Source organism: uncultured Paracoccus sp. (genome assembly GCF_947487305.1).
In the GTDB taxonomy this organism is placed as follows: Bacteria; Pseudomonadota; Alphaproteobacteria; order Rhodobacterales; family Rhodobacteraceae; genus Paracoccus.
The window spans coordinates 21559-39878 of the sequence record NZ_CANKWH010000010.1 but is presented as its reverse complement, the minus strand read 5'-3'; the positions used below and the strand labels follow the sequence as shown (position 1 = coordinate 39878).

Below are 18320 nucleotides of genomic sequence, written 5' to 3'. Positions count from 1 at the left end.
GTCGCGCCAAAGCGCTCGGGACGACGGCATGGATGGAAAGGCGGCGGCAGGAAGATCGGATCACTGGCGCGCCGGGTCATGGTCAGCGCACCCGAAGGCCGCGCGGATGACCGGCGCGGGCGGTTCTGACGCTGACAATTCTGTCCCGGATCACGACCTGATGCCCTCCCCGACATTCGGCGTAATTTTGCATTATGTATAATGAATGATTCTGTAATCGGTCAACATCTATATGGCCAAGCGGTGGAGATGCACCGGCAGGGAAATTCCAAGACATTGACACGCGGCGTTCTTTTCAGTCGCTCTTGGAGGTTGCAGGGACTGAAAATGTCGCTATGCTGAACCAATGATCAATTGGTTCAATTCCTGATGCAGACCGCCGGCGATGCTGCGACGCCAGACCTGCTGCGCCTTGACGGGCTGAGCCTCAGGCTTGCGCCCGATCTGCCGCCTTTGCTGGACGATGTGCAGCTGACCGTCGCGCGGGGCGAGACGCTGTGCATCGTGGGCGAATCGGGTTGCGGCAAAAGCCTGACCTCGCTGGCGGTGATGGGCCTTCTGGCACCCAATCTGCTGCGCGGGGTCAGCGGGCGGATGCGGTTCGAGAGGACCGAGATCGCGCTGGACGACCAGTCGGCACTGGCGGCTTTGCGCGGCCGGCGGATCGGGATGATCTTTCAGGAGCCCATGTCCAGCCTGAACCCGGCCCATCGCATCGGCGACCAGATCGCCGAGGGGTGGCTACGCCACAATCCCGGCGCGGGCCGCGAGGCGGGGCGCGAGCGCGCGCTCGAGATGCTGCGCCGGGTCGGCATCCCGGCACCGGAACGGCGGCTCAGGGACTATCCGCACCAGATGTCGGGAGGCATGCGCCAACGGGTGATGATCGCGATGGCGCTGGTCAACAATCCCGCGCTGCTGATCGCCGACGAACCCACCACCGCGCTTGATGTGACCATTCAGGCGCAGATCCTCGACCTGATCGCCGAATTGCAGGCCGAACGGGCGATGGGGACGGTGCTGATCACCCATGACCTGGGAGTCGTATCGGAAATCGCCACCACGGTCGCGGTCATGTATGCCGGCCGCGTGGTCGAGACCGGCCCGGTCGCGCAGATCTTCGAGGACCCGCAGCACCCCTACACCATCGGCCTCATGTCCTCGGTTCCCGCGCTACGCGGTCCGCGCCAGCGGCTGTCGACTGTGCCCGGCATGGTGCCCTCGATCGAGACCATGCCCGAGGGTTGCCGCTTCTCGACCCGCTGCCCCTTCGCCGCGCCCCTCTGCAACACCACGCCCCGGCTGGCCGAGGTAAGCCCCGGCCACCGCGCCGCCTGCCATTTCGCCCCGCTGGACGCGGCAGGAAGGATGTCGGCATGAAGCCTGTCATGGTAGAGGCACGAAGCCTCAGCAAACGCTTCGACATCAGCGGTGGGATGTTCCGCCCCAAGCGTCAACTGCGCGCCGTCGATGGCGTCGACCTGACGGTGCATCAGGGCGAGACCTTCGCCATCGTCGGCGAATCCGGCTGCGGGAAATCGACGCTGGCGCGGCTGCTGATGCGGCTGTCCAGACCCTCGGACGGACAGATCCGCATCGACGGACGCGAGATCGCCGGGATCGAGGGGGCCGAGCTGAAGGCGCTGCGGCGGGATGTGCAATTCGTCTTTCAGGACCCGTTCTCGTCGCTGAACCCGCGCCTGACCGTCGCCCGGCTGGTGGGCGAGCCATTGGAGACGCACCGGCCCGAGATGAAAGCCAACGAACGCCGCGCCGAGGTTGGCCGGCTTCTGTCGCAGGTCGGGCTGCGCCCCGAGCATATGGACCGCTATCCGCATGAATTCAGCGGCGGCCAGCGCCAGCGTATCGGCATCGCCCGGGCGCTGGCCGCCGGTCCGAAACTGCTGATCGGGGACGAGCCGGTCAGCGCGCTGGATGTCAGCGTGCAGGCGCAGGTGGTGAACCTTCTCGGTGAACTGCGCGACCGGCTGGGGCTGACGCTGATCATCATTGCCCATGATCTGGCCATCATTCGCCATGTCAGCGACCGTGTGGCCGTCATGTATCTGGGCCGGATCGTCGAGACCGGCCCCACCGACCAGATCTTCGAACACCCGCGCCACCCCTATACCCGTGCCCTGCTGGCGGCGATCCCGGGACCGGACTCGGGCCGCTCGACCGGGCAGGGTCCGCTTGCGGGGGAAACGCCCAGCCCCATCGATCCGCCCTCGGGCTGCCATTTCCGCACCCGCTGCCCCCATGCCACCGAGATCTGCGCCAGCGCGCGTCCGCCGCTGGAGGATGCCGACGACGGGGTGCAGGTGGCATGCCTGCGCTGGCGCGACCTTCCCGCCGACACCGGTGCCGCGCCCGCCCCTGCCCGCCTGACCGCAGGCGCCGAGCGCCGCTTTGCCCTCTACCGTCAGGCGCTTGCCGCCAACGAGACCGGGCCGAACCCGGCCGATGACCCGAACCGGACCTTCCAACAGGAGACCTCAAGATGACCCTTCGCCGTATCCTGCTTCTCGCCGCCCTGATGGGCACGACCGCCATGGCCGCCGAGGCCCAGACCCTGCGCATCGGGCTGGAAAGCGATCCCGACGCGCTGGACCCCGACAAGAGCCGCACCTTTGTCGGCCGCATCGTCTTCACCGCGCTCTGCGACAAACTGCTGGACGTGACCCCCGAGCTGGAGCTGACCGGGCAACTCGCCACCGACTGGACCGTCAGCGAGGATGGTCTGACCATCGACATGACCCTGCGCGAGGGCGTCACCTTCCATGACGGCACGCCCTTCGACGGCGAAGCGGTCAAGGCCAATATCGAACGCTCGCAAACGCTCGAGGACAGCGTGCGCAAATCCGAGGTCAGCTCGATCACCTCGGTCGAAGTCGTCGATCCGACGCATATCAAGCTGCACCTCTCGGCTCCCGATGCGCCCTTGCTGGCGCAGCTGGCCGACCGCTCGGGGATGATGCTGTCACCCGCCAGCTTCGAGGGCGACGTGGCGGCGAACCCGGTCTGCTCGGGTCCGTTCAAGTTCAAGTCTCGGGTGGCGCAGGACAGGATCGAGCTGGAGAAATACGACGGCTACTGGAATGCCGAGGCGATCAAGCTGGACGGCGTCAGCTATCTGCCGATCCCCGACAGCACCGTGCGGCTGGCGAACCTGCAATCGGGCGATCTGGACCTGATCAACCGCCTTGCCGCAACCGACGTGCCGGCAGTCGAGGACAACCCCAATTTCGCCTTCGCCAAGGCGACCGGGCTTGGCTACCAGGGCATCACCTTCAACACCCAGAACGGCGCCATGGCCGACAATCCGTTTGGCAAGGAGGCCAAGCTGCGCGAGGCGCTGTCGCTGGCCATCGACCGCGAGGCGATCAATCAGGTGGTCTTTGCGGGTCTGAACGCGGCTGCCAGCCAGTCGGTCTCCTCGGTCAGCCCCTATTTCGACCCGGCCTTCCCGGTGCCCGCGCGCGACGTGGAAAAGGCCAAGGCGCTTCTGGCCGAGGCCGGGCTTGAGGGTGGGGCGACGCTGGAGATGCAATTCCCCAACCGTCCGGAAAATCAGCAGGTGGTGCAGATGATCCAGGCCATGGCGGCCGAGGCGGGCATCACCATCAAGCTGACCGCCAAGGAATTCGCCTCGATGCTGTCGGACCAGGCGGCGGGGAATTTCCAGTCGAGCCAGGTGGGCTGGTCGGGCCGCATCGACCCGGATGGCAATATCTATGGCTTCGTCACCACCGATGGCGGCTTCAATGACGGCAAATACTCGAATCCCGAAGTCGACCGCCTACTGGCCGAGGCCCGCGCCACCAGCGACGAGGCGAAGCGCAAGGAGCTGTATCATCAGGCCAATGTCATCCTGATGACCGACCTGCCGCTGTTCTACCTCTACAACGAGGCCTGGCTCTATGGCCTGTCGAATAAGGTGCAGGGCTTCACCGCCATGTCCGACGGCATGATCCGACTGGAAAACGTCACACTCACGGAATGACGTTGACCGCCGGGCGGCACCACTCCGCCGCCCGGCACCCTTTCCCCTGCCCCGCCCCTGATCCGAAAGCGCCATGCTGTCCCATCTGACCCGCCGCATCCTGATCTCGATCCCGACGCTGATCCTGATCTCGATCTTCGTCTTCGCGCTGCAGAAGATGCTGCCCGGCGATCCGGTGCTGGCGCTGGCGGGCGAGGATCGCGACCCCGAAACGCTGAACCGGCTGCGCGAGGTCTATCACCTGAACGACCCGATCTGGCAGCAGTATTTCCACTGGGCAATGAATGCCCTCAGAGGCGATTTCGGCACCTCGATCCGCACCGGCCTGCCGGTGTCCGAAATGATCCTGCAAAAGCTGCCGGTGACGATCCAGCTGGCGGTCATGTCGATGATCTTCGCGGTGCTGATCGGCATCCCGGCGGGCATCCTTTCGGCGGTCAGGAAGGGCACGGCCACCGATTACCTCGCCAATGTCGTGGCGCTGTCGGGCCTGTCGATCCCGAATTTCTGGCTGGGGATCATGCTGATCATGCTGGTCTCGGTGAAATGGCAGCTCTTGCCCGCCTCGGGCTATGTGCCGCTGACCGACGATCCCTGGCAGTCGATCCGCACCATGCTGATGCCGGCCTTCGTCCTTGGCACCGCGCTGGCCGCCTCGCTGATGCGGCATACCCGCTCGGCCATGCTGGGGGTGCTGCGGCAGGATTACGTTCGCACTGCCCGCGCCAAGGGGCTGCCCGACCGCACGGTCATCATGCACCACGCCTTTCGCAACGCGCTGACCCCGGTGGTCACGCTGTCGGCGCTGCTCTTTGGCGAGTTGATCGGCGGGGCGGTGCTGACCGAGCAGATCTTCACCATTCCGGGCTTCGGCAAGATGATCGTCGATGCGGTCTTCGTGCGCGACTATGCCGTGGTGCAGGGCGTGGTGCTGGTCACGGCGATCGGCTTCATCCTGATGAACCTTCTGGCCGATACCGCCTATTTCCTTCTCAATCCGCGTCTGAGGGTCGGCTGATGAGCAACCTGGCCTCCGATCCCGTCCTGCCCCGCCCGCAAAGCCGGGTCTGGCGCAAGTTCCGCCACCATCGCAGCGCCATGTTCGGCGGCGCGCTGGTGCTGATCTTCGTCCTGCTGGCGCTGGCCGCGCCGATCCTGCCGATCCCCGATCCGGCAGCGACCGACTGGGGTGCAATCCGGCTGGCGCCTTCCGCCGCTCATCCCTTCGGCACCGACGAGATCGGCCGGGACATCCTGTCGCGGATGATCTGGGGGGCGCGGGCCTCGCTGATGGCAGGCGTCGTCTCGGTTGCCATCGCCATCGCCGTCGGCGTGCCGCTTGGCATCCTTGCCGGTTATTTCGGCGGCTGGACCGATGCCGTTATCTCGCGCTGCACCGAGGCGCTGCTGGCGATCCCCTTCCTGATCCTCGCCATTGCACTCGCGGCCTTCCTCGGCCCTTCGCTGACCAATGCGATGATCGCCATCGGCATCGCCGCCGCGCCGGTCTTCATCCGGCTGACCCGTGGGCAGGCGATCAACGTGGCGGCCGAGGATTACGTCGAAAGCGCCCATGCCATTGGTCTGTCGACGCCCACGATACTCAGCCGCTATATCTTCCCGAACGTGCTGCCGCCGGTCTTGGTGCAATCCACCCTGACCATCGCCAGCGCCATCATCGCAGAGGCCTCGCTGTCTTTTCTCGGCCTCGGCCAGCAACCGCCAGCGCCAAGCTGGGGCGCGATGCTGAACACCGCAAAGAACTTCATGACCCAGGCCCCGTGGATGGCCTGGTGGCCGGGCATCGCGATCTTCCTCGTGGTGCTGGGCTTCAACCTGCTCGGCGACGGTTTGCGCGACGCGCTGGACCCCCGCGAAGACTGAAAAGAGAGACGAGATGAGCCAGTTCACCACCCGACCCGACATCCGCGGCACCTTCGGCACCGTTACGTCGACCCATTGGCTGGCCTCGACCGTGGGCATGGGGATGCTGGAAAAGGGCGGCAATGCCTTTGACGCGGCGGTCGCTTGCGCCATGGTCCTGCAGGTGGTCGAGCCGCATCTGAACGGCCCGGCAGGCGATCTGCCGGCAATCATCCATCTGGGCGAAACCGGCGAGACCAAGGTGCTCTGCGCGCAAGGCGTCGCGCCGAAGGATGCCACGCTGGATCACTACCGCGACTTGTTCGGTGACGGGCTGATCCCCGGCTCGGGCCTTCTGGCAACCGTGGTGCCGGGGGCCTTTGACGGCTGGATGCTGATGCTGCGCGATCATGGCAGCCTGGAGCTGGCCGAGGTCATGGCCCCCGCCATCGCCTATGCCCGCGACGGCCATCCGGTCCTGCCCCGCGTGGCGGCGACCATCGCCGGGCTGCATGATTTCTTCCGCGACGAATGGCCCACCAGCTTCGCCACATGGCTGCCGGACGGCGAGGCGCCGAAGGATTGGGAGCTGTTCAGGAACCCCGACCTCGCCGCCGCCTATCAGCGCATTGTCGATGAGGCCAAGGGCGAGACGCGCGACGCCCGCATCGACGCCGCCCGCAAGGTCTGGTCGCAAGGTTTCGTGGCGGACGCTATTGCTGACTACCTTGCCGATGCCAGCGTCACGGATGTCTCGGGCGAGGCGCATTCCGGGGTGCTTTCGCGCGAGGACATGGCCGACTGGCAGGCCACGTGGGAGGAACCCCTCAGCATCGACTATCACGGCTGGACCGTCTTCAAGACCGCGCCCTGGTCGCAGGGGCCGGTGCTGCTGCAGGCGCTGCGCATCCTCGAAGGGGTCGATCTGGCGGCGATGGACCCCTACGGCGCCGAGTTCGTCCATACCGTCACCGAGGCGATGAAACTCGCCTATGCCGACCGCGAGGCCTATTACGGCGATCCCGATTTTTCCAAGATCCCGACCGAGACCCTGTTGTCCCGTGACTACGCCGCCGAACGGCGCAAGCTGATCGGCGCAAGCGCCAGCCTTGATCAACGCCCCGGTCGCCTGCCGGGGCTCGAGCATCTGGCCGATGCCGCCATCGCCCGCGCCGCCCGCGATTTCTCGGCCGCGCGCGGGGCCAGCGCCGGCGAGCCGACCATGGCGCATCTGACCGAGCGGCGGGGCGATACCGTGCATCTCGATGTGATCGACCAATGGGGCAACATGGTCAGCGCCACGCCCTCGGGCGGCTGGCTGCAATCGAACCCGGTCATTCCGGGCCTTGGCTTCCCGCTGAACAGCCGGGCGCAGATGTTCTGGCTGGAAGAGGGTCTGCCGACTTCGCTGCGCCCTGGGTCGCGCCCCCGCACCACGCTGACGCCCTCGATCGCTGAAAAGGACGGCACCCGCATCGCCTTTGGCACGCCGGGCGGCGACCAGCAGGATCAATGGCAGCTGATCTGGTTCCTGCGCTACGTCCATCACGGGCTGGAGATGCAGCAGGGCATGGACGCGCCGCTGTTCCATACCGCGCATTTCCAGTCGAGCTTCTACCCGCGCGAGGCCAAGCCCGGCGAGATCATGGTCGAGCCGAATTTCGGCGAGGCCGTCATCGACGAGTTGCGCGCCCGCGGCCACAAGGTCACGGTTGCGGCGGAATGGACGGTCGGGCGCCTGACTGCCGCCCGGCGCGAGCCTGACGGGATGCTGACCGCCGCCGCCACGCCCCGGCTGATGCAGGCCTATGCGGTGGGGCGCTGAGCCATGACCTATTCGCTGATCGCCCGTGATCCCACGACCGGCGCGCTCGGCATCGCGGTCGCCAGCCGCTTTTTCGCCTGCGGCTCGCTGGTGCCACATATCGGGTGTCGCACCGCCGTCGCCACGCAGGCTTTCGTGAACCCGCTCTGGGGTGTCGAAGGCTTGCGGCGGCTCGAGGCCGGCGAGGCGGCAGCCGAGGTTCTGGCCGATTTCGTCGCCCGCGATGGGGGTCAGGCGCAGCGGCAGGCACACGTGCTGGACGCCTCGGGGCTGGGCGTTGCCCATACCGGGGCCAGTTGCATCGCTTGGGCCGGGCATGAGTTGGGCCAGGGCTATTCGGTCGCCGGCAATATGCTGACCGGCCCCGAGGTCGTGGCCGAGACCGCGCGGGTCTGGCGCGAGCGGGGTGATCTCGACTTCCCGGACCGGATGCTGGCCTCCATGCAGGCCGGCGAGGATGCGGGCGGCGACCGGCGCGGACGGCAGGCCGCTGCCCTGCGGATCCACCGGGGCGAGGCCTATCCCTGGCTCGACCTGCGCGTCGATGATCATGGCGATCCGCTGACCGAGCTGCGCCGGTTGCTGGCGGTCGCACGCGAACGATTGCTGTTTGTCGCCGAAATCATGCCGACGGCTGCGAATTTCAGTGGCGCGACCGACCGCGCCGACATAGATCGCCGCATCACCGAGGCCGAGGCGGCACGCGCCGCCGCCGGTCGGGCGACAGCATCCCTTGCCACGACAAGAGAGTAAGACATGGACGGATTGACCACGGGCACATTGCTGGAACTGGCCGCCGTCGCAGTCGGCGCGGGCGTGGCGGGGGGCATCCTTGCCGGCCTGTTGGGCGTGGGCGGCGGGATCGTCATCGTTCCCGCGCTCTATTTCGCCCTCAGCCTGACCGGGATGGAGGCCGATATCGCCATGAAGGTCGCCGTCGGCACGTCGCTGGCCACCATCGTCTTCACCTCGCTGGCCTCGGGCATGGGCCATTACCGCAAAGGCGCGGTCGACATGGGGCTGCTCAGGCTTTGGGGACCATCGATCCTTGTCGGCGTGGTCATCGGCAGCTTTGTCGGCGGCTATGTCTCGGGCAACGTGCTGATCGCGGTCTTTGCCACCGTGGCACTGATCGTCGCCGCCGACATGATCCTGCGCAAGGGCCGGGCCGACCCCGAGCCCAAGGGGTTCTCGAAGCCGGTCTGGGCCTTCTTCGGCCTCCTTGCCGGGTCGATCAGCGCCATGATGGGGATCGGCGGCGGCACCATCGGCGTGCCGCTGTTGAACTTCCTCGGCTATGACATCCGCCGCGCCGTCGGCACCTCGGCGGCGATCGGCTTCATCATCGGCCTGCCGGGCGCGCTGATCTATGCCTATAGCGGCTTGGGGATCGAGGGGCTGCCGCCCTTCTCGCTGGGTTATGTCAACCTGCTGGCCGCCGCCGTCATCATCCCGCTGACCACCAGCTTCTCGCAGGTTGGGGTGAAGCTCGCCCATTCCATCCCGCGCCGCGCGCTGCGTCTGGCCTTTGGCGGCTTCCTGCTGCTGACCTCGCTTCGCATGTTCATCGACCTCTTCGGGGGATGAAGCGGGGCGGCCTTTCCGCTTAACTCCGCCGCCAATCCATGCCACATTTCCGGCGTGGCAGGTGACGTGACGAGGGACCTTGGGGCGCGAGTTGGGACTTATCGGGCAGCATGTCAGGCTTAGCCTGTCGCTGTTCCTGCGCCACGGCGTCGTCCTGTCCGCCATCTGGGCCGCAGGGGCGCTGCTGGATCAGGTCCTGCTCAGGCTGGCGGTCGAGATCGGCTTTGTCGACCGGTTGCTGGGACTGCTCGCCATCGCGCCGGTGATCCTGCTGCAGCTGCTGATCGCGGTATCGATGTTCCTGATCCTGCGCGACGGTCTGCCGCGCCTGCGGCTGCGGCGCCGGATCGCAGCGGCAAGCCAGCCCGCCCCGGCCTCCGATACCACGCCGGAGGGCGGGGTCTTCGCCGCCGCCTTGCTGGCCGTCCTGATCCCCTTCTATGGCTATTACGCCGGCTGGGGCTTCCTGGGCGATACGCTGCGCAGCTATTCGCAGATCTTCTATGCCGCGCAGATGGCGCGGGTCGATTTCACCCAGCCCGAGCTTCCTCCCACGGCGCTCGAGGTCAGCCAGACCGGCTGGGTCATTCTGGCTGTCCTGCTGATCTGGGCGATCCGCCGCATCGCCAAGGCGATGCAGGGGCGCAGCAAGGCGGGATTCTGGCCGATGCTGGTCGTGGCCTGCGAGGCGACCTGGGCACTTTTGGGTCTCTACATCATCGGCAGCTGGAAGAACGAATTCGCCGGCTGGCTGGCGACCCTGCCCAAGCCAGGCGAAATGCTGCGCCAGATCATTCCGGCGGCCTCGGCGGCGATCAGCGATGCCGGCTTGCGCCCGGTGGACTGGGCGCCGGGCTTCCAGCTTTGGCCGATGCTGAAATCGCTCTTCTGGTACGGGCTTCTGCCGCTCGTCTGGTTCAATCTCGGGGCCATCGTCTATGGCCATGACCTGCACGGCGCGGATGCCCAGACCCTGCGCGTTGCCGGTCGGGCCATCGATCGCTGGAAGGCACTGCCCAAGCCCGTCACCGATTTCATCGGCCATTTCTGGATGGGCGTGGTCAAGCGTTGGAACGCGGTGATGAACGGGGTGCTGCTGGCCGCTTCGGCCGGTTTCGCCCTGACCGCTTCGGTTCTGGTGCTGTGGCGGCTGGTCGACTGGCTGGGGAACTGGGCCTGGGTCGGCATCGCCCGGCTGATCGGGCCGCAGGACATGCTGACCTGGCAGGTGCTGTCGGTGCCGCTGAACGCACTGTTCAACGCACCCGGGGCGCCGGCGGGCGGGCTTCTGGTCAGCCCGCTGCAATTCTGCATCCTCGCCGCCGGGCTGGAACTGGCGCTGCGCGCGCAGGCTAGAGCGGCGGACGCAGCACCGGCCTGACGGGCAGGGACAGCGCCTCGGGCCGGACCGCGAAGCCCGTGATCCGCAAGCGCAACTCGTCCAGCAAGTCGGATGGCACCAGGAACGCCTGCACCGACATCGACGGGCTGCCATCCTCAGGCGCCATGATCCGCGACTGGTCACAGTTGTTCGTCGTGTCGCCTTCGTCCCCGAGCGCGGCGATGATCTCCAGGCCCGCGACATTGGTCAGCGGCCGCCAGATGCGGCCCCGGCCGTCGCTCAGTCCGATATCGCAGGCCAGCCATGACCGCAGCGTTTCGGGCTGACCGGCAAGGCCCATGCGCAGATACAGGACCGCCCGGTCGGGCGATCCGGGCAGCACCATGGCCCGCGCCGCATCGACCGACACCGTGACGCCGGCCAGATCTGCGCTGGCGGCATCGATGGCAGTGACCGTCCATACCTTGCCCCGGCGCAATTCCCTCAGGTCGGGCCAGACGACCAGAAGCACGGTCAGCGCCAGACAAAGGACGGTCAGCGCGATCCATCCGAGTTGCCTCATCCGTCCAGCTCCAGATGATCGACATGGGACGGCGCATCGACCGGCGCGGCCAGCCGCAATCGCCCGTCCAGCGGGGCATCGATCCGGTCAGACAGCATCAGCGCGCCGCCCGCGATCTCATCCTCTGGCAGTTCGAAGATGGCGATGGCCTTGCTCTCCAGCCCCGGTTGCAACCACAGGTCCTGAATCTGCAGGAAAGCGCCGCTGATGCGCGCGGTCGTGTCATAGCGCCGTCCGCTGGCACCGATCCATCCCGCGCGCAGCATGGTCGAGTCCGTGGTGCCGAACAGCTTCAGATCGACGATCAGGAACATGGCCTGCGTGTCGCGCTGCCGCAGCGAGCCGAAGGCGGGAAAGCTGATGCGATCCGCCGTCCGCCAGCCCTCGATCCGCCCCCCGATCAGCCGGGTCTGGCCGGTCTCGCCGGGCGGAACCCGAGTCTCGAACGGGCGCACGGCGCTGTTGTAGTCGGGATTGGTCAGCATCATCCCCGCCAGCAGCACGGCAGCGGCGGCGGCGGTCAGCAGGGGCGCAATGCGGATCATGGGACGATCCCGGGCGTCGCCGTCAACCGGGCGGTGCGCGAAAAGCCCAGCCAGCTGGACTGACCATAAAGATTGTCGCGCAGCTTGAAGGCCTGCCGGTCGAAATCGATGCGGACCGGAGCAAGCTGCCAGTCGGGCGGAGCCGGCCAGACCAGCGCGATCTCTTCGGACAGGCGCGGCTGCAGGTCCTGCAGCGGCTCGTCATCGCGCCGCAGGATGATCTGGGGCGGGTCCTGCGGGACGCCGTCCAGAACCAGCTGCGGCGGATGGGGCGGACCGCCGAAGACCGCCACCTGCGTCTCGCCCGTCCGGTTCTCGATCACGGCGCTCAACACCAGCTTGCCCTCTGCCGGGTGCCAGTCCAGCGCGACCGGCGTGAAGGCGGTGCGCCCCAGGTCGAGCGCCGCCCCGAAGGCCGCAGCCGGGGCATCTTCGGGCGTCCGCGCATCCTCGACCTTCCACCACCAGCTGAGCAATACCGCCGCCGTCACCCCCGCCGTCGCAAGCGCGCGAAGCCAGAGCCGGCGAAGCAGGGTGGGTTTGGGTGCCTCGGACATGGGGGTATTTGGACGTGATCGGCGAAAGGGTGCAAGAGGCCGCGAGGGGCGGCGGCGCGGGCTCGCCTCAATCGGGGTCAGGCACGGCCTGCGCGCCTTCGCCCGCCGTGCGATATTCCGCCGGGGTCACGCCGGTCCATTTGCGAAATGCGCGATAGAAGGCGCTGGCTTCGCGATAGCCAAGCGCCATGGCGATCTCGGCCACGCTGTCCTCGCTGCCGCGCAGCCGGTCCTGTGCCAGCCGCAGGCGCATCTCTTCGCGCAGCGCCGCGAAACCCTGCCCCTCGCTGCGCAGCCGTCGGCGCAGGGTGGCGGGCGACAGGCGCAGGTCGCGGGCAATGCCGTCGAAATCGGGCCAATCCTCGGGCGGGGTGGCGCGCAGCCGGCTGCGGATGCGCGTGGTCAGGTCCTGATCGTGACGATAGCGCAGCAGGATGTTCGCGGGCGCACCGCGCAGGAAGCTTTTCAGCGCCTTCTCGTCGCGGATCGTCGGCAGGCCCAGGTAGCGGGCCGAGAAGGTCAGGCGGCTCTGCGGCTGGTCGAAGGTGACGGGCGCACCGAAGAACTGGTGATAGTCGCGGCGGTTCGCCGGCGCCGGGCCGGCGAAATCCACCCGCATCAGCGGCAGGCGCCGCCCGACCAGCCAGCAGGCCACGCCCATCAGGATCAGCCAATAGCTGCGATAGGCAAAGGCGCTGCGGGGGCCGTTCTGGTCGGTCAGAACGATCTCGGCCTCGCCATCCTTCACCCGCAACTCGCCGGTCGGATCGTCCAGTACCACGTTGAGAAACATCAGCGCCCGGCGCAGGGCGCGGTCAAGCGTGCCGGCGTGCAGGACCGCGTGACACAGCAGTTGGAAGCTGCCGGGGCGCATGGGGCGTGCGCCATTGCCGAAATACTCGTCGCCGATCAGATCGGTGATCGCCAGCCAGACCTGCCCATATTGCAGGTTGCTGACCGGCTGCGTCAGCGCCGGATCAATGCCCGCCGCGACCAGCAAGGGGCGCGGATCGAGGCCACGCTGGCGCAGCGGCGCCAGTGCATCCTCGACGAAACCGGGCGAGATCTGCCGACGTTCCATGCCCCCACCTATGGCAATTCCGATCAGCCAATTTGGCCGTCGCTGTCATTGTTTGCAATCCTGAATCGGGTAGAGTCCGCCCCAGTCCGGCGGCTCGCCCGTCGGTGCCAGACCCGGGAAGGAGGAGCCCATGTCCGACAGAAGCAACCGCCCCAGCCTCACCGAGGCCGCCGCCGCGTTCCGCATCGAAGAGGCCATTGCCAGCCTGCAGGGCGATCTGCAGACCGGGCTGAATGCCTGCGTCGAATGCTGCGACCGTCACACCGGCACGAACCGGGTGGCGCTGCGCTGCCTGTCGGCGGATGAGGTTCTGACCGAATACAGCTTCGAGGATCTGCGCGATCTCTCGGCCCGCGCCGCGAACCTGTTCCGGGCGCAGGGGGTCGGGCCGGGCGATGTGGTGGCGGGGCTGTTGCCGCGCACGGTGGACCTGGTCGCCACGGTGCTGGGCGCATGGCGGCTGGGGGCGGTCTACCAGCCCCTGTTCACCGCCTTCGGCTCACTTGCGATCCAGCAGCGCTTCCAGACCAGCGGCGCGAAACTGGTCGTGACCAACAGCGCCAATCGCGGCAAGCTGGACGAGGTGGAAAACTGCCCCACCGTGCTGACGGTTCTGGCCGAGGGTCAGGCGCTGCCGGCGGGCGACGGGGATTTCCGCGCCGGCATGGCGGGGGCCGCGCCCGACTTCACCCCGGTGATGCGCAAGGGCGACGATCTTTTCATGATGATGTCGACCTCGGGCACCACGGGCGCACCGAAAGGCGTGCCAGTGCCCTTGCGCGCGCTTCTGGCCTTTGGCGCCTATATGCGCGAGGCGATCGACCTGCGCGAGGACGACATCTTCTGGAACATCGCCGATCCGGGCTGGGCTTACGGCCTTTACTACGCGATCTGCGGGCCGCTGCTGCTGGGCCGGGCGACGACGCTCTACGAGGGCGGTTTCACGGCCGAGAGCACCTATCGCATCATCGGAAAGCTGGGCGTGACCAGCCTTGCCGGTTCGCCCACCGCCTTCCGCCTGCTGCTGGCCGCCGGCCCCGAGGCTGCCGAGGCGGTCAAGGGCCAGCTGCGCGTGGTCAGCAGTGCCGGGGAACCCCTGAACCCCGAGGTGATCCGGTGGTTCGATGCCCATCTGGCGGTGCCGATCTTCGACCATTACGGCCAGACCGAGCTTGGCATGTGCGTGAACAACCATCACGGGCTGGATCACCCGGTCCGCGCCGGCTCGGCCGGGCTGGCCATGCCGGGCTACCGGGTCGCGGTGCTGGACGAGGCCGGAAACGAGCTTGGCCCGAACCAGCCGGGCGAACTGGCCATCGACATCGCCAACTCGCCGATCCTGTGGTTCACCGGCTATCACAACAAGCCCACCCCGGCGATCTCGGGCGGCTATTACCGCACCGGCGACAGCGTCGAATTCGAGCCCGACGGCTCGGTCAGCTTCATCGGCCGGGCGGATGACGTCATCACCTCCTCGGGCTATCGCATCGGGCCTTTCGACGTGGAAAGCGCGCTGATCGAACATCCCGCCGTGACCGAGACGGCGGTGATCGGTGTTCCCGACCCCGAGCGCACCGAGATTGTCACCGCCTTTGTGGTGCTGGCCAAGGGCTTTGCCGGCAGCCCGGCGCTGGCCGAGGAATTGCAGCAGCATGTGCGCAAGCGCCTCTCGGCCCATGCCTATCCGCGCCGGGTCGAATTCGTCGAGGATCTGCCCAAGACCCCCAGCGGCAAGATCCAGCGATTCATCCTGCGCAAGGCGGAAATCGCCAAACTCGAAGAACAGCAAGGAGCCTGAACAATGCAGGTCAAGGACAAGGTATTTCTCATCACCGGCGCCGGCTCGGGCCTTGGCGCGGCGGTGGCGCGGATGGCGGTGGCCGGCGGCGGCAAGGTCGTCGCTCTGGACGTGAACGCGGCGGCGGGCGAGGCGCTGGTGGCGGAACTGGGCGAGGCCGCGCGCTTTGTGCAGACCGATGTGACCAGCGCTGCGGATGGCGAGGCGGCCATTGCCGCAACCATCGCCGATTTTGGCCGGGTCGATGTGCTGGTCAATTGCGCCGGTGTGGCACCGGGCGAGAAGATCGTTGGCCGCGAAGGCCCCCATGCGCTGGACAGCTTTGCCCGCGCCATCGGGATCAACCTCATCGGCACTTTCAACATGCTGCGGCTGGCAGCGGATGCGATGTCGCGCAATGCGCCGGGCGAAGGCGGAGAGCGCGGGGTGATCGTCAACACCGCCTCGATCGCGGCCTTTGACGGGCAGATCGGTCAGGCGGCCTATGCCGCGTCGAAGGGCGGCGTGGCCGCGCTGACCCTGCCCGCCGCGCGCGAACTGGCCCGCCACGGCATCCGCGTCGTCACCATCGCGCCCGGCATCTTCGAGACGCCGATGATGGCCGGCCTGCCGCAAGAGGTTCAGGACAGTCTGGGCGCCAACGTCCCCTTCCCCTCGCGCCTTGGCCGTCCGGCGGAATTTGCTGCCATGGTCGGGCATATCATCGAGAACCAGATGCTGAACGGCGAGGTCATCCGGCTGGATGGCGCGCTGCGCATGGCCCCGAAATAAGGAGATCATCATGGACAGGGATCCGATTGTCATCGTGGGTGCCGCGCGCACGCCGATGGGCGGCTTTCAGGGCGATTTCGCCGGGGTCGAGGCGGCCACGCTTGGCGGCGCAGCCATTGGCGGCGCGCTGAAGGGCGCGGGGCTGGATGCCGGCGCGGTCGAGGAGATCATCATGGGCTGCGTGCTGCCCGCCGGTCAGGGTCAGGCGCCCGCACGTCAGGCGGCGCTGGCAGCGGGCCTGCCGCTGACGGCCGGGGCCACCACCATCAACAAGATGTGCGGCTCGGGGATGAAGGCGGCGATGCTGGCCCATGACCTGATCCTTGCCGGCTCCGCCGATGTGATCGTCGCGGGCGGCATGGAGAGCATGTCGAACGCCCCCTACCTGCTGCCCAAGGCGCGCGGCGGCTATCGCATGGGCCATGGTCAGGTGATGGACAGCATGTTCCTTGACGGGCTGGAAGACGCCTATGACAAGGGCCGGTTGATGGGCACCTTTGCCGAGGATTGCGCACAGGACTACCAGTTCACCCGTCAGGCACAGGACGACTACGCCATCGCCTCGCTGACCCGCGCGCAAGCCGCCATCGAAAGCGGTGCCTTTGCCGCCGAGGTGGTGCCGGTCTCGATCTCGTCGCGCAAGGGCGAGGTGACGGTCGATTTCGACGAACAGCCCGGCAAGGCGCGTCTCGACAAGATCCCGACGCTGAAGCCCGCCTTCCGCAAGGACGGCACCGTGACGGCGGCGAATTCCTCGTCCATCTCGGACGGGGCGGCGGCGCTGGTGCTGATGCGCGCCTCCGAGGCCGAGCGTCGCGGGCTGACGCCCCGCGCCCGCATCCTTGGTCACGCGACCTATGCCGACAAGCCGAACCTCTTCCCCACCGCGCCCATCGGCTCGGTCCACCGGCTGATGGAGCGGACCGGCCTGAGCGTCGGCGATATCGATCTGTGGGAGGTGAACGAGGCTTTTGCGGTCGTGGCCATGGCGGCGATGCAGGATCTCGGCCTTTCCCATGACATCGTGAACATCAACGGCGGCGCCTGTGCGCTGGGGCATCCCATCGGCGCCTCGGGCGCGCGGGTTATAGTGACGCTTCTGAACGCGCTTGAGCGCAACGGGCTTGATCGCGGCGTGGCGACCCTGTGCATCGGCGGCGGCGAGGCCACGGCGGTTGCCATCGAAAGGCTGAACTGATGCAACTGACCGAAGAACAGGAACAGATCCGCGACATGGCGCGCGAGTTTGCGCAAAACGTTTTGCTGCCCGGCGCGGCGGCGCGTGATCGCGCCCATGCCTTCCCGCGCGAGGAACTGACCCAGATGGGCGAGCTGGGCTTTCTGGGAATGCTGGTGCCCGAGGCGCATGGCGGTTCGGAAACCGGGGTCGTCGCCTATGCGCTGGCGCTGGAGGAGATCGCCGCAGCCGATGGCGCCTGCTCGACCATCATGTCGGTGCATTCCTCGGTCGGCTGCGTGCCGATCCTGAAATACGGCACCGACGAACAGCAGGCGCGCTTTCTGCCGAAGATGGCGGCGGGCGAATGGATCGGCGGCTTTGCCCTGACCGAGCCGCATACCGGCTCGGACGCCTCGGCACTGAAGACGCGGGCGCGGCGCGATGGCGATCACTATGTCATCGACGGCGCCAAGCAGTTCATCACCTCGGGCCAGAATGGCAAGGTGGTCATCGCCTTTGCCGTGACCGATCCAGAGGCCGGCAAGAAGGGCATCTCGGCCTTCATCGTGCCGACCGACACGCCGGGTTACGAGGTTGTCACCGTCGAGCACAAGCTGGGCCAGCACAGTTCGGATACCTGCGCGCTGGCCTTTACCAACATGCGCGTGCCGGTAGAAAACCGTCTTGGCGAGGAAGGCGAGGGCTACAAGATCGCGCTGGCGAACCTCGAAGGCGGGCGCATCGGCATCGCCTCGCAAGCGGTGGGCATGGCACGTGGCGCCTATGAGGGGGCGCTGGCCTATGCGAAGGAACGGATCACCTTCGGCAAGCCGATCATCGAGCATCAGGCGGTGGCCTTCAAGCTGGCCGATATGGCGACCCAGGTCGACGCCGCCCGGCTGATGGTGCTGCGGGCGGCGGCCCTGCGCGAGGCCGGCAAGCCCTGCCTGACCGAGGCCTCCATGGCCAAGCTTTTCGCCTCTGAGATGGCAGAAAAGGTCTGCTCGGCGGCGATCCAGTTGCATGGTGGCTATGGCTACCTGGCCGATTACCCGGTCGAACGCATCTATCGCGATGTGCGGGTGTGCCAGATCTACGAGGGCACCAGCGAGGTGCAGCGCATGGTTATCGCGCGGGGACTATGAAGGACGGGCCGACGCAGGATCCCGTCGGCCCGCAGCACATTCGCGCCGGCTTGACGGCCCC

Annotated in this window: 17 protein-coding genes; 13 read left to right on the top strand and 4 right to left on the bottom strand. The window is 67.2% G+C overall.

The window, feature by feature from the left end; translation table 11 throughout:
* Positions 1-369: 369 nt before the first annotated feature.
* From Q1A36_RS13115 to Q1A36_RS13075, 9 genes are all read left to right on the top strand, one after another.
* Entirely contained in the window at positions 370-1380 is a 1011-nt protein-coding gene (locus Q1A36_RS13115; protein ID WP_299844719.1) for an ABC transporter ATP-binding protein, read from the top strand.
* Entirely contained in the window at positions 1377-2504 is a 1128-nt protein-coding gene (locus Q1A36_RS13110) for a dipeptide ABC transporter ATP-binding protein (RefSeq protein ID WP_299844716.1), read from the top strand. Before Q1A36_RS13115 ends, Q1A36_RS13110 begins: the two co-directional genes overlap by 4 nt.
* Complete coding sequence (locus tag Q1A36_RS13105; protein WP_299844713.1) at positions 2501-4003, top strand: ABC transporter substrate-binding protein; 1503 nt, start codon at positions 2501-2503, stop codon at positions 4001-4003. Before Q1A36_RS13110 ends, Q1A36_RS13105 begins: the two co-directional genes overlap by 4 nt.
* Positions 4004-4076: 73 nt before the next feature.
* Positions 4077-5021, top strand: coding sequence for an ABC transporter permease (locus tag Q1A36_RS13100; protein ID WP_299844710.1), 945 nt, complete (start codon positions 4077-4079; stop codon positions 5019-5021).
* Positions 5021-5887 (top strand): ABC transporter permease, encoded by an 867-nt coding sequence (locus tag Q1A36_RS13095; RefSeq protein ID WP_299844707.1) that lies wholly within the window; start codon positions 5021-5023, stop codon positions 5885-5887. Before Q1A36_RS13100 ends, Q1A36_RS13095 begins: the two co-directional genes overlap by 1 nt.
* Before the next feature lie 13 nt (positions 5888-5900).
* Positions 5901-7691 carry a gamma-glutamyltransferase family protein gene (locus Q1A36_RS13090; RefSeq protein ID WP_299844704.1) on the top strand — a complete coding sequence of 597 codons (1791 nt, stop codon included), beginning with the start codon at positions 5901-5903 and terminating at the stop codon, positions 7689-7691.
* A gap of 3 nt (positions 7692-7694) precedes the next feature.
* Entirely contained in the window at positions 7695-8444 is a 750-nt protein-coding gene (locus Q1A36_RS13085; RefSeq protein WP_299844701.1) for a DUF1028 domain-containing protein, read from the top strand.
* 3 nt (positions 8445-8447) lie between these two features.
* Positions 8448-9278, top strand: a complete 831-nt coding sequence (locus Q1A36_RS13080; protein WP_299844698.1) for a sulfite exporter TauE/SafE family protein — start codon at positions 8448-8450, stop codon at positions 9276-9278.
* A 91-nt stretch (positions 9279-9369) separates the two neighbouring features.
* Positions 9370-10659, top strand: a complete 1290-nt coding sequence (locus tag Q1A36_RS13075) for a hypothetical protein (protein ID WP_299844695.1) — start codon at positions 9370-9372, stop codon at positions 10657-10659.
* On the opposite strand, the gene Q1A36_RS13070 is transcribed toward Q1A36_RS13075, so the two are convergent.
* From Q1A36_RS13070 to Q1A36_RS13055, 4 genes are all read right to left on the bottom strand, one after another.
* The gene (locus Q1A36_RS13070) at positions 10631-11182 is read right to left on the bottom strand and encodes a hypothetical protein (RefSeq protein WP_299844692.1); all 552 of its coding nucleotides are present in this window, start codon (positions 11180-11182) and stop codon (positions 10631-10633) included. The two genes, Q1A36_RS13075 and Q1A36_RS13070, sit on opposite strands and share 29 nt — an antisense overlap.
* On the bottom strand, positions 11179-11727 hold the full coding sequence (locus tag Q1A36_RS13065; RefSeq protein WP_299844689.1) for a hypothetical protein: 549 nt from the start codon (positions 11725-11727) through the stop codon (positions 11179-11181). Before Q1A36_RS13065 ends, Q1A36_RS13070 begins: the two co-directional genes overlap by 4 nt.
* Complete coding sequence (locus tag Q1A36_RS13060; RefSeq protein WP_299844687.1) at positions 11724-12284, bottom strand: hypothetical protein; 561 nt, start codon at positions 12282-12284, stop codon at positions 11724-11726. The genes Q1A36_RS13065 and Q1A36_RS13060 overlap by 4 nt, the downstream gene beginning before the upstream one ends.
* A gap of 67 nt (positions 12285-12351) precedes the next feature.
* Positions 12352-13365 (bottom strand): AraC family transcriptional regulator, encoded by a 1014-nt coding sequence (locus Q1A36_RS13055; protein WP_299844684.1) that lies wholly within the window; start codon positions 13363-13365, stop codon positions 12352-12354.
* A gap of 130 nt (positions 13366-13495) precedes the next feature.
* Here Q1A36_RS13055 and Q1A36_RS13050 point away from each other — a divergent pair, with 130 nt between their 5' ends.
* The 4 genes from Q1A36_RS13050 to Q1A36_RS13035 are packed head-to-tail and all read left to right on the top strand — an operon-like array spanning position 13496 to position 18259.
* Complete coding sequence (locus Q1A36_RS13050; protein WP_299844681.1) at positions 13496-15163, top strand: acyl-CoA synthetase; 1668 nt, start codon at positions 13496-13498, stop codon at positions 15161-15163.
* A 3-nt stretch (positions 15164-15166) separates the two neighbouring features.
* Entirely contained in the window at positions 15167-15934 is a 768-nt protein-coding gene (locus Q1A36_RS13045) for a 3-hydroxyacyl-CoA dehydrogenase (protein WP_299844678.1), read from the top strand.
* A 10-nt stretch (positions 15935-15944) separates the two neighbouring features.
* Positions 15945-17132 carry an acetyl-CoA C-acyltransferase gene (locus Q1A36_RS13040; protein ID WP_299844675.1) on the top strand — a complete coding sequence of 396 codons (1188 nt, stop codon included), beginning with the start codon at positions 15945-15947 and terminating at the stop codon, positions 17130-17132.
* Positions 17132-18259, top strand: a complete 1128-nt coding sequence (locus tag Q1A36_RS13035) for an acyl-CoA dehydrogenase family protein (protein ID WP_299844672.1) — start codon at positions 17132-17134, stop codon at positions 18257-18259. The genes Q1A36_RS13040 and Q1A36_RS13035 overlap by 1 nt, the downstream gene beginning before the upstream one ends.
* The last annotated feature ends 61 nt before the right edge of the window (positions 18260-18320 follow it).